The sequence below is a fragment of the Streptococcus milleri genome (genome assembly GCF_900636525.1).
Lineage (GTDB): Bacteria > Bacillota > Bacilli > Lactobacillales > Streptococcaceae > Streptococcus > Streptococcus hominis.
Genome location: NZ_LR134288.1, coordinates 779,399 through 796,665 on the forward strand (window position 1 = coordinate 779,399; position 17,267 = coordinate 796,665).

The following is a 17,267-nucleotide window of genomic DNA, read 5'->3' on the forward strand; positions in this document are numbered from 1 at the left end:
CAATAGAAAGAGAAGTATGACCTACAAAGGATATTTAATTGATTTAGACGGAACGATTTATAAAGGAAAAGACCGAATCCCAGCGGGAGAAGCTTTTGTCCATGAATTACAGCGTCGCAACCTTCCATATTTATTTGTGACAAATAATACGACACGTACTCCTGAGACTGTTCAAGCTATGTTGGCTGAACAATTTAATGTTGAAACGCCGATTGAAACGATTTATACAGCAACCTTAGCAACAGTTGACTACTTAAATGATAAAAATTTAGGCAAGAAAGTCTACGTTATCGGTGATGTAGGACTTAAGCAAGCCATTGCAGAAGCTGGTTATGTTGAAGATACGGATAATCCAGATTATGTAGTCGTGGGATTGGATTGGGAAGTGGACTATGAAAAATTGTCAATTGCTACGTTAGCTATTCAAAAGGGAGCTCATTTCGTAGGAACCAATCCAGATCTTAATATTCCAACGGAGCGCGGTCTCATGCCTGGAGCAGGATCGATTATTACTCTCATTGAAGTAGCAACTCGTGTGAAACCTGTTTATATCGGGAAGCCAAATGCAATTATCATGGAAAAGGCGGTTGAGCATCTAGGACTACCGCGGCAAGAAGTGATAATGGTTGGGGATAATTACCTGACGGACATTCGGGCTGGGATTGACAATGGTATCCCTACGCTTCTGGTGACAACTGGCTTTACGAAACCAGAAGAAGTGCCAGGCTTGCCAATCCAACCAGATTATGTACTTTCTAGCCTAGCGGAGTGGGATTTCGATGCGCATTAAACTGACCTTTTGGCTGAGTATGCTCTGCTTTTTAGCAGTAGCTATTTTGTTGACCATTTATCTGACTTGGCTGTTTTATCCTTTGGAAATTTCTTGGTTGCATTTAGAAAATCAAGTTTACCTCAAATCTGCAACCATTCAGCACAATTTCAATATTTTGATGAATTACCTAACCAATCCATTTCAGCAAAAGCTCTCCATGCCTGATTTTCGCTCATCAGCAGCAGGTCTGCACCATTTTCAAGTCGTGAAATATCTTTTTCATCTGGCGCAAGTCGCTTTTCTAGCAACCTTACCAGCGGTTTGTTTGTTTGCAAAAAACATTATAAAAAAAAGATACCTATCTGTCTTTTCCAAAGCGATTTTAGCTATTATTTGGTTGCCTATTGTAATTGCTGGTGTGGCGCTGGGGATTGGCTTTGATGCGTTTTTCACTCTCTTTCATCAGATTTTATTTGCTGGGGATAATACTTGGTTATTTGACCCTGCTAAAGATCCTGTTATTTGGATATTGCCAGAAGAATTTTTCCTCCACGCCTTTCTTTTGTTTTTTGTTCTTTATGAAGGTTTTGCTGTGGGGCTATACCTGTGGAGTCGAAAAAGCTATTTGAAGAAGGAGGGAAACTGATGCTAGTCAATCAGCAAGTACGAAAAGATGTTAGTTTATTTTCTGCTTTGTGTCTGCTTTATGTCTTCGTCATGACAATGATTAGCTTGATTTATCAAACGATTGTAACCTTGTTTCAAGCGATTCGTTATCCCGGAAACCTTGAGAAAATCCAAAAAGCAACGGAAAACTTTATGTCACGCGATGGTAGTTATTATCTAATTGCTGTCTGTGCAGGAGTTTTTATCTTTTGGTTGTATCGGGATGGTAAATTATTTAAGTCTGATTTACGAACGCAGAAAAGAGTCATGACTCCAAAAACGTTTGGAATAGTTTTATCTTTTTACTTCTGGGTCAATTAGGTTTTGTACTCTTCAATCAAATATTTGAAGTAGTGTTGAATATCTTTGGATTTAGCTTATTTAAAGCTATTGAATCAGCTTCGGCAGGTTCAGATAGTGTTTCTATGTTTTTGTATGCAAGCTTTTTTGGTCCTGTTTCAGAAGAGTTGATTTTTCGCGGGGCGGGCTTACGAACATTTGAAAAATATGGAAAAGTCTTTGCAATTCTGATGTCTTCCCTCATATTTGGTTTATTTCATGGGAATATCCCGCAGTTCTTTTTTGCAGCTTTTGTTGGAATTGTCTTCTCTTATGTGACCTTGGAGTATTCAATTCTCTGGGCAATGGTTTTCCACGTTTTTAATAACTTGGTCATCGGAGATGGTTTAACTTATTTGTATTCGTTTTTGCCGGACGATATAGGTGGTCTCTTACACTTATTTATCCTGCTAGTCGGTGCAAGTGTCGCAGTAATTTTCCTGATTAAAAACAAAGCAGACATAAAAATGTATGTACAAGAAAATCGTTCATTTCCAGGGGCCTATAGGCAAGCTTTTCGTTCTGTTTGGTTCTGGATTTTTACAATCTTCATGTTTTTAACATCTTTGACCTTGATAAGTCATTTGTGAAAGAAGATTTTTGAAAGGACTTTCAACTTTCTTTCATTTATGATAAAATAAAGGTAACAAAAGAGGAGCGTGTCAATCATGGAACAAACATTTTTTATTATAAAACCAGACGGCGTAAAACGTGGCTTGGTTGGAGAAGTACTGAAGCGCGTAGAACAACGTGGTTATAAAATCGAACGTTTGGAAATGAGAACCAATATTTCAAATGAGTTAATTGATCAGCATTATGAAGCCCTATTAACGAAAGATTTTTATCCTTCAATCCGTGATTATATGACAAGCGGACCTGTGATTATCGGTGTTTTATCGGGAAGCCAAGTGATTTCAGGTTGGCGTCACATGATGGGCGCTACTCGTCCGGAAGAAGCTCTACCGGGAACTATTCGCGGAGATTTTGCACAAGCAGCTGAAGCTGGTGAAACGATTCGAAATGTTGTTCATGGTTCAGATTCTGAAGAGTCTGCCAAACGGGAAATTGCGCTTTGGTTTGGTAATCATTAAAACATAGTAGTATAAATTCGAGAGAGTACAGATAGTGATTGCTTTTGTTCTCTCTTTTTTACTATCCGAATTGTACTGGGTGTGTTATAATAAAAAGGAATTGGAAATGTTTTAATATGCTGGAAATTGATTGTTTTATCAAGGAGGAAATATGTCAGACAAACAAATTCATTTGGTTATCGTGACGGGAATGAGTGGAGCGGGAAAGACCGTGGCCATCCAGTCTTTTGAAGATTTGGGCTATTTTACGATTGATAATATGCCCCCCACGCTGGTTCCTAAATTTTTGCAGTTAATCGAAACAACGCAAGACAACGACAAGATTGCTATGGTTGTAGATATGCGTAGTCGTTCCTTCTTTTCTGAGATTCAGAAAGTTCTAGATGAGATTGAAAGTAACGCTGGACTTGATTTTAAGATTTTGTTTTTAGATGCGGCAGATACAGAATTAGTTGCACGTTACAAGGAAACGCGGCGTAGCCACCCCTTAGCAGCAGACGGTCGTATTTTAGACGGGATTAAGTTGGAGCGGGAATTACTTGCGCCGCTGAAAAATATGAGTCAAAATGTAGTAGACACGACCGAATTAACACCGCGCGGGTTGCGTAAAACCATTTCTGAACATTTTTCAGATCCAACGAAACTCCAATCGTTTCGCATTGAAGTGGTGAGTTTTGGCTTTAAATATGGTATTCCGCTAGATGCCGACCTTGTTTTTGATGTACGTTTTTTACCAAATCCATATTACCAACCAGAACTTCGCAATCAAACAGGACTTGATAAACCAGTTTATGATTATGTGATGAATCATACGGAGTCAGAAGAATTTTATCAGCACTTAGTGGCTCTTATCAAACCGATTTTACCCGGCTATAAAAAAGAGGGGAAATCTGTTTTAACAATTGCGGTTGGTTGTACAGGCGGTCAACACAGAAGTGTGGCTTTTGCACAACGTCTAGCAGATGATTTGGCAAGCGAATGGACCGTTCATTCATCACATCGAGACAAAGACCGCAGAAAGGAAACGGTGAATCGTTCATGAGGAGACCGAAGATTGCTGTTATTGGTGGTGGAACCGGAATTTCGGTCATTTTGGACAGTTTACGTAAGAAAGATGTAGACATTGCTGCTATTGTGACGGTCGCTGATGACGGAGGAAGTTCGGGGGAATTGCGAAAAAACATTCAACAATTAACACCACCTGGTGATTTGCGAAATGTTTTGGTAGCTTTATCGGACATGCCGCGCTTTTATGAAAAAGTTTTTCAATATCGCTTTGCAGAAGAAGATGGTGCTTTAGCTGGACATCCACTTGGGAACTTGATTATTGCAGGTATTTCAGAAATGCAAGGGTCGACTTACAATGCTATGCAGCTACTGACTAAGTTTTTCCACACGACTGGCAAAATTTATCCGTCTTGTGATACACCTTTAACGCTTCATGCTGTTTTTGCAGACGGAAGTGAGGTCGCTGGAGAAAGTCATCTTGCAGAACACCAAGGTATGATTGAGCGGGTTTATGTGACCAATACCTATAATGACCAAAAACCAACTGCTAGTCGCAAAGTGGTAGAGACGATTTTAGAAAGTGATATGGTTGTTTTGGGACCAGGGTCATTGTTTACCTCTATCTTACCCAATATGATGATTGAAGAAATTGGACAAGCTCTTTTAGAAACCAAGGCGGAGATTGCCTATGTCTGCAATATTATGACCCAGCGTGGTGAAACTGAGCATTTCACAGATAGTGACCACGTGGCTGTTTTGCATCGACATTTAGGAAAACGATTTATTGATACTGTTTTGGTGAATATTGAGGAAGTTCCTCAAAAGTATATGAATTCTAATAAATTTGATGAGTATTTGGTGCAGGTTGAGCATGATTTTAAAGGTTTGAAAAAACAAGTTCCTCGTGTCATTTCGTCTAATTTTCTTCGCTTGGAAAATGGCGGAGCCTTTCATGATGGTGAATCAGTCGTAGATGAACTTATGCAGATTATACAGGTGCGCAAATGAGTTTTACCATTAAAGTGAAAGAAGAACTGCTTGGCCTAGGCAAAAAAGATAAAACGGAATTATCGGCTATCATTAAGATGTCAGGCAGTTTAGGAATTTCTAGTCAAGGCTTAACATTATCTGTTACGACAGAAAATGCAAAAATCGCTCGTCACATTTATGAATTGTTGGCAGCTTTTTATCAAGTCAAATCGGATATTCGTCATCATCAAAAAGCGAATCTTCGGAAAAATCGTGTTTATACTGTTTTTTTAGACGAAGGTGTGGAACAAATTTTAGCTGATTTACACTTGGCAGGCTCCTTTTTTGGGATTGAAGCAGGCATTGACCAAGCTATTTTATCAGATGATGAAGCGAGCCGATCGTATTTACGAGGAGCATTTTTATCAACGGGCAGTATGCGTGATCCAGATTCTGGGAAATATCAGCTGGAAATCTTGTCGGTCTATTCTGACCATGCGGAAGATTTAGCAGCCTTGATGCGAAAATTTTTATTGGATGCCAAGACAATTGAGCGCAAAAAAGGCTCAGTGACCTATCTGCAGCGAGCTGAGGACATTATGGACTTTTTGATTGTGATTGGGGCTATGGAAGCGATGACCGAGTTTGAGTCGGTCAAGCTTTTGCGGGAGGCTAGAAATGATCTGAATCGGACAAACAATGCAGAAACGGCTAATATCGCTCGAACAGTGACGGCTAGTATGAGGACCATTCACAATATTGGCAAGATTATTGATACAGTTGGTTTAGAAAGTTTGCCTGTTGATTTACAAGAAGTTGCTTATCTGCGCGTTAATCATCCTGATTATTCTATTCAGCAGTTGGCAGAAAGTCTTAGTAAGCCTTTGACGAAAAGCGGTGTCAATCATCGCTTGAGGAAAATCAATAAAATCGCAAATGAGTTGTAGAAAATGCAAAGAAATGGGGCTTATATATTATAGGCGGGATCAATTTGAAAATTTCCATTAAAACTTTACGGTTTTCTCTTGAAGATTTTCAAAAAGTGTGATATAGTAATAAAAATTAAATAATCCTTTAAATCTGTCCCGTGAGGCAGACAAGGAGTCAAAGTATAAGATGGTATAGTACAGTGAGGCTGTTAGCAGTTTCTCTATGCTTACCTAGATTTTCTGAAGTCTCCTTGTGAAGGAGACTTTTTCTTTTAACTTTTTATACAGGAGGTTTTCCATGAAAACAAAAGAAGTTGTTGATGGTTTGACAATGAAACGTGCCATTACACGGATCACTTATGAAATCATTGAGCGCAACAAAGAGCTGGACAAGATTGTCTTGATTGGTATAAAAACACGGGGTGTTTACATTGCACAGCGGATTCAAGAACGATTAGCGCAACTTGAAAAGATTGATGTACCTATCGGTGAGTTGGATACCAAACCATTCCGCGATGATTTTAAAGTGGAAGAAGATACAACACATGTTCCTGTTGATATTACAGACCGCGAAGTCATCTTGGTAGATGATGTCCTCTATACAGGACGCACCATTCGTGCTGCTATTGATAATCTAGTTAGCTTGGGACGTCCATCACGCGTGAGCTTGGCTGTTTTAGTAGACCGTGGGCATCGTGAGTTGCCGATTCGAGCAGATTATGTGGGCAAAAACATTCCAACTAGTCGAACAGAAGAGATTATTGTAGAAATGGTAGAACAGGATGGTCAAGACCGTGTCTTGATTGCGGAGGAGTTATAAGAAAATGAGTCAAGATGTGAAATATGATGTACACGATATGCCAAAACCTGGTTTGCTTGTAGGATTGTCCTTTCAGCATTTGTTTGCCATGTTTGGAGCAACGGTTCTTGTTCCAATTCTGGTTGGAATCGACCCAGCAGTTGCCTTGTTTTCAAGCGGTCTAGGAACCTTGGCACACTTAACAGTTACCAAGTACAAAGTGCCAGCTTATATGGGGTCTAGTTTCGCTTATATTGCAGCTATGCAAATGTTGATGAAAACAGACGGTATCGCAGCAGTCGCTCAAGGTGCCATTACAGGTGGTTTGGTTTACTTCATTGTAGCTCTTATTGTGAAGTTCGCTGGGAATGCTTGGATTGATAAGATTTTGCCGCCAGTTGTGGTAGGACCAATCATTATGGTCATCGGACTAAGCCTAGCAAGCACAGCTGTAAATGATGTCATGCTAAAAGACGGTAAATACAATTTAACTTATTTCATCATTGGAATTGTCACTCTCTTTGCAGTCATCCTCTTTAATATCTATGGTAAAAAGATTGTTGGAATTATTCCAGTGCTGTTAGGCTTGATTGTCGGATATGTCTTCGCGCTCATTCTTGGAGCGGTAACAGGAGAAGAAATTATTTCCTTTGCAAAAGTCTCTCAAGCTTCATGGTTCCATGTCCCACCTATGCATCTTCCTTTCTTAGACTATAATGTAAAATTTTATCCAAGCGCGATTTTAACAATGGCTCCAATTGCTTTTGTGACGATGACAGAGCACTTTGGCCATGTTATGGTATTGAATAGCTTGACCGAAAAAGATTTCTTTAAAGACCCAGGATTGGATAAAACTCTTGCCGGAGATGGTCTTGCACAAGTTATCGCTGGGATTTTCGGTGCGCCACCAGTAACGAGTTACGGTGAAAATATCGGTGTGATGGCTCTGAACAAAATCTATAGCGTCTATGTGATTGCAGGAGCAGCAGTGCTTGCGATTGTGATGAGTTTTGTTGGGAAAGTTTCTGCCCTCTTGCAATCCATTCCAAGTCCCGTTCTTGGAGGAATTTCCATTGCACTCTTTGGAGTGATTGCTTCTAGTGGATTGAAAATTTTGATTGAAAAACAAACAGACTTTGATAATAAGAAAAATCTGTTGATTGCTAGTGTGATCTTAGTCGCTGGGATTGGCGGCTTAACGCTTCAACTTTCAGGTCTGCAAATTTCAGGGGTTGCCTTGTCAACGGTTCTTGGAATTGTGCTCTATCTTATCTTGCCAGAACCTAAAAATTAGTTTGAATTCTTAACTTTATTGAAAGAAACGCCGTATCTAATAAAAGGAGAAATACACCATGTCATCTAATCAAATCGCTCTTAAAAATGTTGTCTCTATGGAAACTCTTACCAATGAGGAAGTCTTAAGTTTAATCAAACGTGGCATTGAATTTAAAAATGGGGCGAAAGCTCATTATGATGAACAACATATTATCGCTAATCTCTTCTTTGAGCCCTCTACGCGAACACATAAAGCCTTTGAAGTAGCGGAATTAAAACTAGGTTGTGACCTATTGGATTTTGATTCAAAGACTAGCTCCATCAACAAAGGAGAGACCTTATATGATACGATTTTAACCATGTCAGCGCTCGGAGTGGATGTCTGTGTCATTCGTCATCCAGAAGTGGACTATTACAAGGAATTAGTTGAAAGTCCAACGATTACAACTTCAATTGTGAATGGTGGTGATGGCTCTGGACAACATCCGAGTCAAAGTTTGCTAGATTTGATGACCATTTATCAAGAGTTTGGGCATTTTGATGGCTTGAAGATTGCGATTGCAGGCGACTTAGATCATTCACGAGTGGCGAAGTCAAATATGCAAATCTTGAAGCGTCTGGGTGCAGAACTTTATTTTGCAGGTCCAGAGGTATGGAGAAGTGAAGAATTTGCAGATTATGGGCAATTTGTCACACTTGATGAAGTCGTTGACCAAGTGGATGTCTTAATGCTTTTGCGCGTGCAGCACGAGCGTCATGATGACGATTCACTCTTTTCAAAAGAAAATTATCATAGATTGCACGGCTTAACTCAGGAACGATATGACAGACTGAAAGATACAGCCATCATCATGCATCCAGCTCCAGTCAATCGTGATGTTGAAATTGCAGATCATCTGGTAGAAGCTCCAAAATCGCGAATTGTAGAGCAAATGACAAATGGTGTATTTGTCCGTATGGCAATTATTGAGTCTGTTTTAAATGGACGAAAAGAGCAATAGACGCTAAGGTATTGCTGTAAGAACAAACGGAGGGGAAAATGGAAAAACGCTTGTTAATTCTGGAAGATGGTACAGTATTTGAAGGAGAGGCATTCGGGGCTGATATAGATGTGACTGGAGAAATCGTCTTTAATACAGGTATGACTGGCTACCAAGAATCCATTACGGATCAGTCTTACAATGGGCAAATCTTGACTTTCACTTATCCGTTAATCGGAAATTATGGAATCAACCGCGACGACTATGAATCGATCACTCCCACTTGCAAGGGAGTGGTCGTTTATGAGTGGGCACGCCGAGCGAGCAATTGGCGCAATCAGATGACCCTAGACGAGTTTTTAAAGGTCAAGAAAATTCCAGGAATTGCTGGTATAGATACACGGGCATTGACGAAAATCATTCGGCAGCATGGAACGATGAAAGCAACGATAGCCAATGTAGGCGACCAAATGGTGCATCTGCAAGATCAGTTGAAAGCAACTGTTTTGCCGACTGATAATATCAAACAAGTCTCAACGAAAACGCCATATCCAGCACCGGGTTCAGGTCCTAGTATTGTGTTAGTTGATTTTGGATTGAAACATTCGATTCTTCGTGAATTGGCGGCACGCAATTGTAATGTGACGGTTGTGCCTTATGACACAAGTGCAGCAGATATTCTCCACCTTCACCCTGACGGTGTCATGTTATCCAACGGTCCAGGTAATCCAGATGATGTACCGCAAGTGCTAGACATGATTCGAGGGATTCAAGGTAAAATTCCTCTTTTTGGTATCTGCATGGGACATCAACTTTTTAGTAAGGCAAATGGAGCGCAGACCTATAAAATGAAATTCGGTCACCGTGGTTTCAATCATGCTGTCAGAGAGATTGCGACAGGGCGAATTGATTTTACCAGCCAAAATCATGGTTATGCTGTTAGTCGGGAAAATTTTCCGAGCGAGTTGTTGATTACACATGAGGAAATCAACGATAAATCTATTGAAGGTGTGCGACATCGGTTTTTCCCTGCTTTTTCAGTGCAGTTTCATCCTGATGCTGCACCAGGACCACATGATGCCAGTTATCTCTTTGATGAGTTTATGGAAATGATTGATGCTTTTAAACAACAGCATAGTTCATTGTAATCAATGGATTAGGAATAGGAGAAAAACATGCCAAAACGTACAGATATTCAGAAAATTATGGTGATTGGCTCTGGTCCCATTGTCATTGGACAGGCTGCTGAGTTTGATTATGCAGGAACGCAGGCTTGCTTGTCTTTGAAAGAAGAAGGCTACACAGTCGTTTTAGTTAATTCCAATCCTGCAACGATTATGACAGACAAGGAAATTGCTGACAAGGTTTATATTGAACCAATCACGCTGGAATTTGTCACTAGAATCTTACGGAAAGAGCGACCAGATGCACTTCTGCCGACATTGGGTGGGCAAACAGGACTCAATATGGCAATGGAATTATCCAAAAAAGGTATCTTGGATGAGCTAGGTGTCGAACTTTTAGGAACTAAGCTGTCGGCTATTGATCAAGCTGAGGATCGTGATTTGTTTAAGCAGCTCATGGAAGAGTTGGAACAGCCTATTCCAGAATCCGAAATTGTAAATACAGTCGAAGAAGCGGTAGACTTTGCAGCAAAAATAGGCTACCCAGTCATTGTTCGCCCAGCCTTTACCTTAGGGGGAACTGGCGGCGGAATGTGTGCCAATGAGGAAGAATTGCGAGAGATTGCTGAAAATGGTCTGAAATTATCTCCGGTGACTCAGTGTTTGATTGAGCGCTCTATTGCTGGTTTCAAAGAAATTGAGTACGAAGTTATGCGCGATGCAGCTGACAATGCTTTGGTGGTCTGCAATATGGAAAACTTTGATCCAGTCGGTGTACACACAGGTGATTCCATTGTCTTTGCGCCAACGCAAACTATTTCGGATTATGAAAATCAAATGTTGCGGGATGCTAGCTTGAAAATTATCCGTGCTCTAAAAATCGAAGGAGGCTGTAATGTGCAGTTGGCATTGGATCCACATAGCTTTAATTACTATGTCATTGAAGTCAATCCGCGCGTGTCTCGTTCATCTGCCTTAGCTTCTAAAGCAACGGGTTATCCTATTGCTAAATTGGCTGCAAAAATCGCCATTGGCTTGACACTAGATGAAGTTATTAATCCGGTCACAGGCACAACTTATGCCATGTTTGAACCGGCTCTGGATTATGTTGTAGCTAAAATTCCACGTTTTCCTTTTGATAAATTTGAACATGGAGAACGTCATCTGGGAACGCAGATGAAAGCTACCGGTGAGGCCATGGCTATTGGGCGTAATATCGAAGAAAGCTTGCTCAAAGCCTGTCGTTCTCTGGAAATTGGTGTTGATCATAATGAAATGCCAGAACTAAATCAAGTGGCAGATGATGATTTACTAGAAAAAGTCGTCAAAGCGCAAGATGATCGTCTTTTCTATATATCTGAAGCCATTCGCCGTGGCTATGATATCGAAGAAATTGCAAAACTAACCAAGATTGATTTGTTCTTTCTGGATAAATTGCTTCACATTTATGAATTAGAGCAGGAGTTAATCACTCATGTCGGAGATGCAAATCTGCTTAGACAGGCTAAGCAAAACGGCTTTGCAGATACTAAGTTAGCTCGGCTTTGGGAAATGACGGCAGAAGAAGTACGTCAATTTCGTAAAGAAGAGCGGATTCTTCCAGTTTATAAAATGGTTGATACCTGTGCAGCCGAGTTTGAATCAAGCACGCCATATTTTTATTCTACTTATGCTTTTGAAAATGAATCAGTCAAGTCAGAAAAAGAGTCTGTTCTAGTGTTGGGCTCTGGACCTATTCGAATTGGTCAAGGAGTAGAATTTGACTATGCTACTGTGCATTCTGTCAAGGCCATTCAAGCAGCTGGCTATGAAGCAATCATTATGAATAGTAATCCTGAAACGGTCTCAACAGATTTTTCGGTTTCTGACAAGCTTTACTTTGAACCCTTGACTTTTGAAGATGTCATGAATGTCATTGAACTGGAGCAGCCAAAGGGAGTCATCGTCCAATTTGGTGGACAAACCGCTATCAATCTAGCTGAGCCATTGTCAAAAGCTGGCGTGAAAATTTTAGGTACTCAGGTAGCTGACCTTGACCGTGCAGAAGACCGTGATTTGTTTGAACAGGCTCTTAAGGATTTGAATATTCCGCAGCCACCAGGTCAGACAGCGACGAATGAAGAAGAAGCGGTGGCAGCAGCCAGCAAGATTGGCTTCCCAGTCTTGGTGCGTCCTTCTTATGTTCTGGGCGGTCGGGCTATGGAGATTGTCGAGAATGAAGCAGATCTTCGTTCTTATATGCGAACTGCTGTCAAGGCTAGCCCTGATCATCCGGTGTTGGTGGACTCTTACATTGTCGGTAAGGAATGTGAGGTAGATGCTATTTCAGACGGTCGTCAGGTCTTGATTCCAGGGATTATGGAGCATATTGAACGGGCTGGAGTTCACTCAGGTGATTCTATGGCTGTTTATCCTCCGCAAACCTTATCTGCTCAAGTGCAGCAGACTATCGCCGATTATACTAAGAAATTGGCTATCGGACTTCACTGTATCGGTATGATGAACATTCAGTTTGTCATCAAAGATGAGAAGGTTTATGTCATTGAGGTCAATCCTCGTGCTAGCCGGACGGTGCCATTCTTGTCTAAAGTGACGGATATCCCTATGGCACAGGTGGCAACTAGGCTAATTTTAGGTCAAACTTTAGCGGAGCTAGGGTATGAAGATGGTCTTTATCCAGAAAGTCAAAATGTACATGTTAAAGCACCGGTCTTTTCCTTCACCAAGTTGGCCAAGGTAGATAGCCTTCTTGGTCCTGAAATGAAATCGACAGGTGAGGTTATGGGAACAGATGCAACTCTTGAAAAAGCTTTATACAAGGCTTTTGAAGCCTCTGATCTACATCTTCCAAACTTTGGCAATGTTGTCTTTACGATTGCGGATGAAAATAAGGAAGAAGCCCTCGCATTAGCGAAGCGTTTTGCAGCGATTGGATATAGTATTTTAGCAACACAGGGCACAGCGAAATTCTTTAAAGAAAATGGTGTTTCGACACAATTGGTTGAAAAAATTGGTACAGCCGATAACAATGACATTCCTGCCTTTGTTCGCAAAGGCAAGGTTCAGGCGATTATCAATACAGTCGGAACGAAGCGAACGGCTGATAAGCACGGTCAGGCTATCCGTCAATCAGCCATTGAGCATGGAGTTCCGCTATTTACAGCACTTGATACAGCTGATGCCATACTAAAGGTCTTAGAAAGTCGTAGCTTTATGACAGAAGCAATTTAGAGCAGTATTCTTTTTGTCATGATATTAAGTTCTTTTTTTAAAATCTCTTGACAAATCTATTTATCTATCTTATACTTAATACAATTAAATACAACTTTAATCATGTCCCGTGAGGCATAAAAGTAATCGTTAAAATGGATTAGTGCGCTAATCTACTATTTTACTGTAAACTTTTGGCTCAGGACTTCCTGAGCTTTTTGATTTTTAGGCTGTATTCAATTAATAAATGTAGTCTGTGAGCTACGATTAAGGAGAATGTGCATGTCTTTAGACAAAAATAATAAGCGAGCATTAGTTGCTGCAATTGTTGCATCAGGAACAGACGACTTAAATGTCATGTTCTTAGCTTTTTCAATGTCGTCTATCATTTCAGAATTGGGCGTTACAGGAGCCCAAGGGGGCTGGATTGCGACGATTACCAATTTAGGAATGTTGGTTGGAGGTTTGCTTTTTGGCATACTGGCTGATCGCTATCACAAGTTCAAAGTCTTTAAATGGACGATTGTTATTTTTTCATTAGCGACAGGGTTGATTTACTTTACACAAAATATTTATTATCTCTATCTCATGCGTTTCATTGCTGGGATAGGTGTTGGTGGAGAGTATGGAGTTGCCATTGCGATCATGGCAGGGATTGTCCCTGTTGGAAAAATGGGGCGCATTTCATCTCTGAATGGAATTGCAGGGCAAATCGGTTCTATTACTTCAGCACTTTTAGCAGGTTGGTTAGCGCCGGCACTTGGCTGGAAAGGGCTTTTCCTCTTTGGACTTGCGCCTATTGCCTTGGTTTTGTGGATGATGTTAGCGATTGACGATGACCATATTCGAGATAATGGCAATGTGAAATCAACAGCAAAAGAACGCCAGTCCGTTAAAATGAGTGAATTGTTTAAAACACCAGCTCTAACGGCTCAGACGGTAGCACTGATGGTTATGACGACGGTACAAATTGCTGGGTATTTTGGGATGATGAACTGGCTTCCAACCATTATCCAAACAAGCCTGCATATTTCTGTAAAAGATTCCTCACTTTGGATGGTTTCAACGATTTTGGGAATGTGTCTGGGAATGCTCACCTTCGGTCAAATCCTCGATAAATGGGGACCAAGATTTGTTTATTCAATCTTTCTTTTAGCTTCTTCTATGTGTGTTTACCTCTTCCAATTTGCCAATTCAATGCCAGCCATGATTATCGGCGGTGCGATTGTCGGTTTCTTTGTAAATGGTATGTTTGCGGGTTATGGCGCGATGATTACGAGATTGTATCCAGCTCACATTCGCTCCACAGCTAATAATGTCATCTTAAATGTCGGGCGAGCAATTGGAGGCTTTTCATCTGTGATTATTGGGAAAATTTTAGATGTTTCAAGTGTCTCAATGGTCATGATTTTCCTAGCAAGCCTTTATTTGATTAGCTTTGCTGCCTTGTGGACGATTAGGAACTTAAAAGCAGAACGTTACTCACAATTAGGAGAAGAATTAGTCGCAAAAGAAGCGTAGTGTATTAAGTTTTAATGAAAGTCTGTTCATTTGAATGACAGGCTTTTTGTATTTCATGATATAATGAAATCAGGCAAGTATAGGAGGAAATGGGATGAATTTTAAACAGCTGTCGTATTTTCAGGATATTGTTCGTACAGGGAGTTTTACAGAAGCAGCAGAAGAAAATTTTATTTCGCAATCGGCCATGTCCCAACAGATGAAGTCGCTGGAAGAGGAGCTTGGTGTGACCCTTTTTGAACGAAAAAATCGCGGATTTCATTTAACGAGAGCTGGGAAATTTTTTTATCAAAAAAGTCAACGGTTGCTAGAAGATTATAACGGTTTGGTAGCTGATACACAAGTTTTGACAGGGACACAACCAGTTTCCATGCGGATAGGTCTATTGTGGGGGATGACAGAGAGCGTACTGCCCCAGATTTTAGCTGAATTCGAAGAGCGTTTTCCAAGTGTTCAGTTGGAAATCACGGTAGGAAGTCACGAAGAAATTGGCACAGCACTGCGCCAGCAAAAGTTGGATATGACCATTAGCGACCAGCGAAAAGCATTTTCTGGCAATTATGCGAATATTTGCTTAACTTCTTTCCCGCTTTATATCAGAATTGGACATACTCATCCTTTATCCCAATCAAAATCTATTCAGATGAAAGACATGCAGGCTTATCCCGCTTTGTTATTAGCCGTGAAAGGACAGTAAAAGATAGAATCTGATTATTATCGAGACAATCTTGGTTTTCAGTCGGAATTTAATTTTGCTTATTCTCCAGAAGAAGTAGCATTGCAACTCATGGTTTCTACTGCTTATTTTCCATTTGAAAAAATGACTACTAAAGCAACTTCAAACCTTTATCACGAATTTCCTCTTTTGCAGAATCAACAACCAATAGAGCGAGACTATTTTCTTTTTTATCATTTGGAGCATGCTCATCCTTACACAGAAGATTTTTTAGAAATTGCTAAACGTTATTTCAGATAAGTTTTTCTTATCTGATTTTTCTTGCAATTCAAATTGATTTGTCAAAAGCAAAGCGGTACAATACTAAATATAAAGAAGAAAGTGAGGAAATATCATGGATATTGATAATAAAGTCTCTTTTCCGGATTTGCTAGGCTTATCTGAAACGGATCCAGAATTTGTTGCACTCTTTAAACAATTCGCTTTTCAGGAAGTGCCGAAAGACCTCCCCTTCTCATTAGATGAAAGAAGATATTACCTAGCCACTTTAGCTGTTTTAGTTGGCAGTCAAGGGCTTGAAGCTTATAAAGAGATTCTTCCCGTTGCTTTGGATAATGGAGTAAAAGCCATGGAAGTCAAAGAATTGCTGTATCAAGCAGTTGCTTATTTAGGACTTAGTCGTGTTTATGCCTTTTTCGCACCGACGAATACGATTTTTACCAATCAAGGAATTTCTCTTCCTTTGGCTAGTCAAAAAAATACGACAAATCAAACTCGTTTAGAAGCTGGTGAGGAAGCTCAGAATGCAATTTTTGGCGACCAGATGAAGGGTTTTGCGACAAAGGGAGAGCCGGATGTACGCCATATTAACAAATGGTTGGTAGATAATTGTTTTGGTGATTATTATACTCGCTCTAGCCTTGATTATGCTGAGCGTGAATTGCTGACATTTTGCTATCTTTATTCTCAAGGGGGCTGTGAACCGCAGCTAAAAGGGCACATTGCAGCCAATCTTCGCTTAGGAAATGATAAAACGTTGTTAATTGCAGTCATCTCTGCTTGTATCCCTTATATCGGTTATCCGCGTACTCTAAATGCACTTAGTTGTATCAACGAAGTTGTAAATGCACAATAGTAAATTTATCATAAAGGAAGTAGAAAAATGAAATATCAAACAAAAGAAGCCTTTGATAAGGCAAATCATTTCGGACTTGGTGCATCAAATGATGCTTATGCTCAATACTTTATCGGTCAATCGTATCTAAATGCTCTCAGTGCAACAAAGGATGGTGTGATTGCCCTTCATAATGTTACTTTTGAGCCTGGCTGTCGAAATAATTGGCATATTCACCACGCTAGCAAGGGCGGTGGACAAATTTTGATTTGTACAGCTGGTGAAGGTTGGTATCAAGAAGAAGGTAAAGAAGCAGTCAGCTTATCTGAAGGTTCTGTAGTGATTATCCCTGCGAATGTAAAGCACTGGCACGGTGCGAAAAAAGATTCTTGGTTCAGCCATATAGCGTTTGGTGTTCCTGGGGAAGATTTGTCAAACGAATGGTGTGAAGCTGTTTCAGACGAGGAATATAATCAATTAAAAGATTAGAAGAAACAATCATCTCAAGAGCAAGTATTGCGGATTTGATTGTTTGTATCATAAAAGAACCGTCTTTATACAACTATGCTAGTCTAGGTATTTCAAAGTCAGGAACAGACGGCGACAGACCTATGTATTAAAGAAAACAGCACAAACCTATCGTAAGAAAGTTTATGCTGTTTTTAATTGCATAATTTTATTCTATTTTAAATGATAGGATAACAGTTTCTCGCTACACATAAAAATGAAAATGCTAGAAAAAACTCCCAACGCGATACAATAAAGGTATTCAAGCCTATTGTAAAGCGATGGGA

16 protein-coding genes and 1 pseudogene are annotated in these 17,267 nt (G+C 40.2%); all 17 read left to right on the plus strand.

Annotation, left to right across the window (positions count from 1 at the left end; translation table 11 throughout):
• Positions 1–16 precede the first annotated feature (16 nt).
• The 17 genes and pseudogenes from EL087_RS03840 to EL087_RS03915 all read left to right on the plus strand — a co-directional run bounded on the left by EL087_RS03840 (position 17) and on the right by EL087_RS03915 (position 16,962).
• Positions 17–790: a TIGR01457 family HAD-type hydrolase gene (locus EL087_RS03840; RefSeq protein WP_126406938.1), complete on the plus strand. Its 774-nt coding sequence runs from the start codon at positions 17–19 to the stop codon at positions 788–790.
• Positions 780–1,418 carry a TIGR01906 family membrane protein gene (locus EL087_RS03845; RefSeq protein ID WP_126406940.1) on the plus strand — a complete coding sequence of 213 codons (639 nt, stop codon included), beginning with the start codon at positions 780–782 and terminating at the stop codon, positions 1,416–1,418. Before EL087_RS03840 ends, EL087_RS03845 begins: the two co-directional genes overlap by 11 nt.
• A pseudogene (locus EL087_RS09505) lies at positions 1,418–2,367 on the plus strand (CPBP family intramembrane glutamic endopeptidase). Before EL087_RS03845 ends, EL087_RS09505 begins: the two are co-directional and overlap by 1 nt.
• A 78-nt stretch (positions 2,368–2,445) precedes the next feature.
• Complete coding sequence (gene ndk, locus EL087_RS03855) at positions 2,446–2,868, plus strand: nucleoside-diphosphate kinase (protein ID WP_003035659.1); 423 nt, start codon at positions 2,446–2,448, stop codon at positions 2,866–2,868.
• Positions 2,869–3,019: 151 nt separating this feature from the next.
• Positions 3,020–3,910 (plus strand): RNase adapter RapZ, encoded by an 891-nt coding sequence (gene rapZ, locus EL087_RS03860; protein WP_003024854.1) that lies wholly within the window; start codon positions 3,020–3,022, stop codon positions 3,908–3,910.
• Complete coding sequence (locus tag EL087_RS03865; RefSeq protein ID WP_126406942.1) at positions 3,907–4,884, plus strand: YvcK family protein; 978 nt, start codon at positions 3,907–3,909, stop codon at positions 4,882–4,884. Before rapZ ends, EL087_RS03865 begins: the two co-directional genes overlap by 4 nt.
• Positions 4,881–5,792: a DNA-binding protein WhiA gene (gene whiA / locus EL087_RS03870; protein WP_126406944.1), complete on the plus strand. Its 912-nt coding sequence runs from the start codon at positions 4,881–4,883 to the stop codon at positions 5,790–5,792. Before EL087_RS03865 ends, whiA begins: the two co-directional genes overlap by 4 nt.
• 280 nt (positions 5,793–6,072) lie before the next feature.
• Complete coding sequence (gene pyrR / locus EL087_RS03875) at positions 6,073–6,594, plus strand: bifunctional pyr operon transcriptional regulator/uracil phosphoribosyltransferase PyrR (RefSeq protein ID WP_126406946.1); 522 nt, start codon at positions 6,073–6,075, stop codon at positions 6,592–6,594.
• Between the two features lie 4 nt (positions 6,595–6,598).
• Positions 6,599–7,867, plus strand: coding sequence for a uracil-xanthine permease family protein (locus tag EL087_RS03880; protein ID WP_126406948.1), 1,269 nt, complete (start codon positions 6,599–6,601; stop codon positions 7,865–7,867).
• 58 nt (positions 7,868–7,925) lie between these two features.
• Complete coding sequence (locus EL087_RS03885; protein WP_003028000.1) at positions 7,926–8,849, plus strand: aspartate carbamoyltransferase catalytic subunit; 924 nt, start codon at positions 7,926–7,928, stop codon at positions 8,847–8,849.
• Positions 8,850–8,887: 38 nt separating this feature from the next.
• Positions 8,888–9,976 (plus strand): carbamoyl phosphate synthase small subunit, encoded by a 1,089-nt coding sequence (locus EL087_RS03890; RefSeq protein WP_049533895.1) that lies wholly within the window; start codon positions 8,888–8,890, stop codon positions 9,974–9,976.
• 27 nt (positions 9,977–10,003) lie between these two features.
• Positions 10,004–13,183, plus strand: a complete 3,180-nt coding sequence (carB, locus tag EL087_RS03895) for a carbamoyl-phosphate synthase large subunit (protein WP_126406950.1) — start codon at positions 10,004–10,006, stop codon at positions 13,181–13,183.
• A 261-nt stretch (positions 13,184–13,444) separates the two neighbouring features.
• On the plus strand, positions 13,445–14,683 hold the full coding sequence (locus tag EL087_RS03900) for an MFS transporter (RefSeq protein WP_126406952.1): 1,239 nt from the start codon (positions 13,445–13,447) through the stop codon (positions 14,681–14,683).
• Positions 14,684–14,777: 94 nt separating this feature from the next.
• Positions 14,778–15,380, plus strand: coding sequence for a LysR family transcriptional regulator (locus EL087_RS03905; RefSeq protein WP_232008263.1), 603 nt, complete (start codon positions 14,778–14,780; stop codon positions 15,378–15,380).
• Positions 15,381–15,461: 81 nt separating this feature from the next.
• Positions 15,462–15,659 (plus strand): hypothetical protein, encoded by a 198-nt coding sequence (locus tag EL087_RS09345; protein WP_232008264.1) that lies wholly within the window; start codon positions 15,462–15,464, stop codon positions 15,657–15,659.
• A gap of 94 nt (positions 15,660–15,753) precedes the next feature.
• Positions 15,754–16,494, plus strand: coding sequence for a carboxymuconolactone decarboxylase family protein (locus EL087_RS03910; protein WP_126406954.1), 741 nt, complete (start codon positions 15,754–15,756; stop codon positions 16,492–16,494).
• 27 nt (positions 16,495–16,521) lie between these two features.
• Entirely contained in the window at positions 16,522–16,962 is a 441-nt protein-coding gene (locus EL087_RS03915) for a cupin domain-containing protein (RefSeq protein WP_126406956.1), read from the plus strand.
• Positions 16,963–17,267 lie beyond the last annotated feature (305 nt).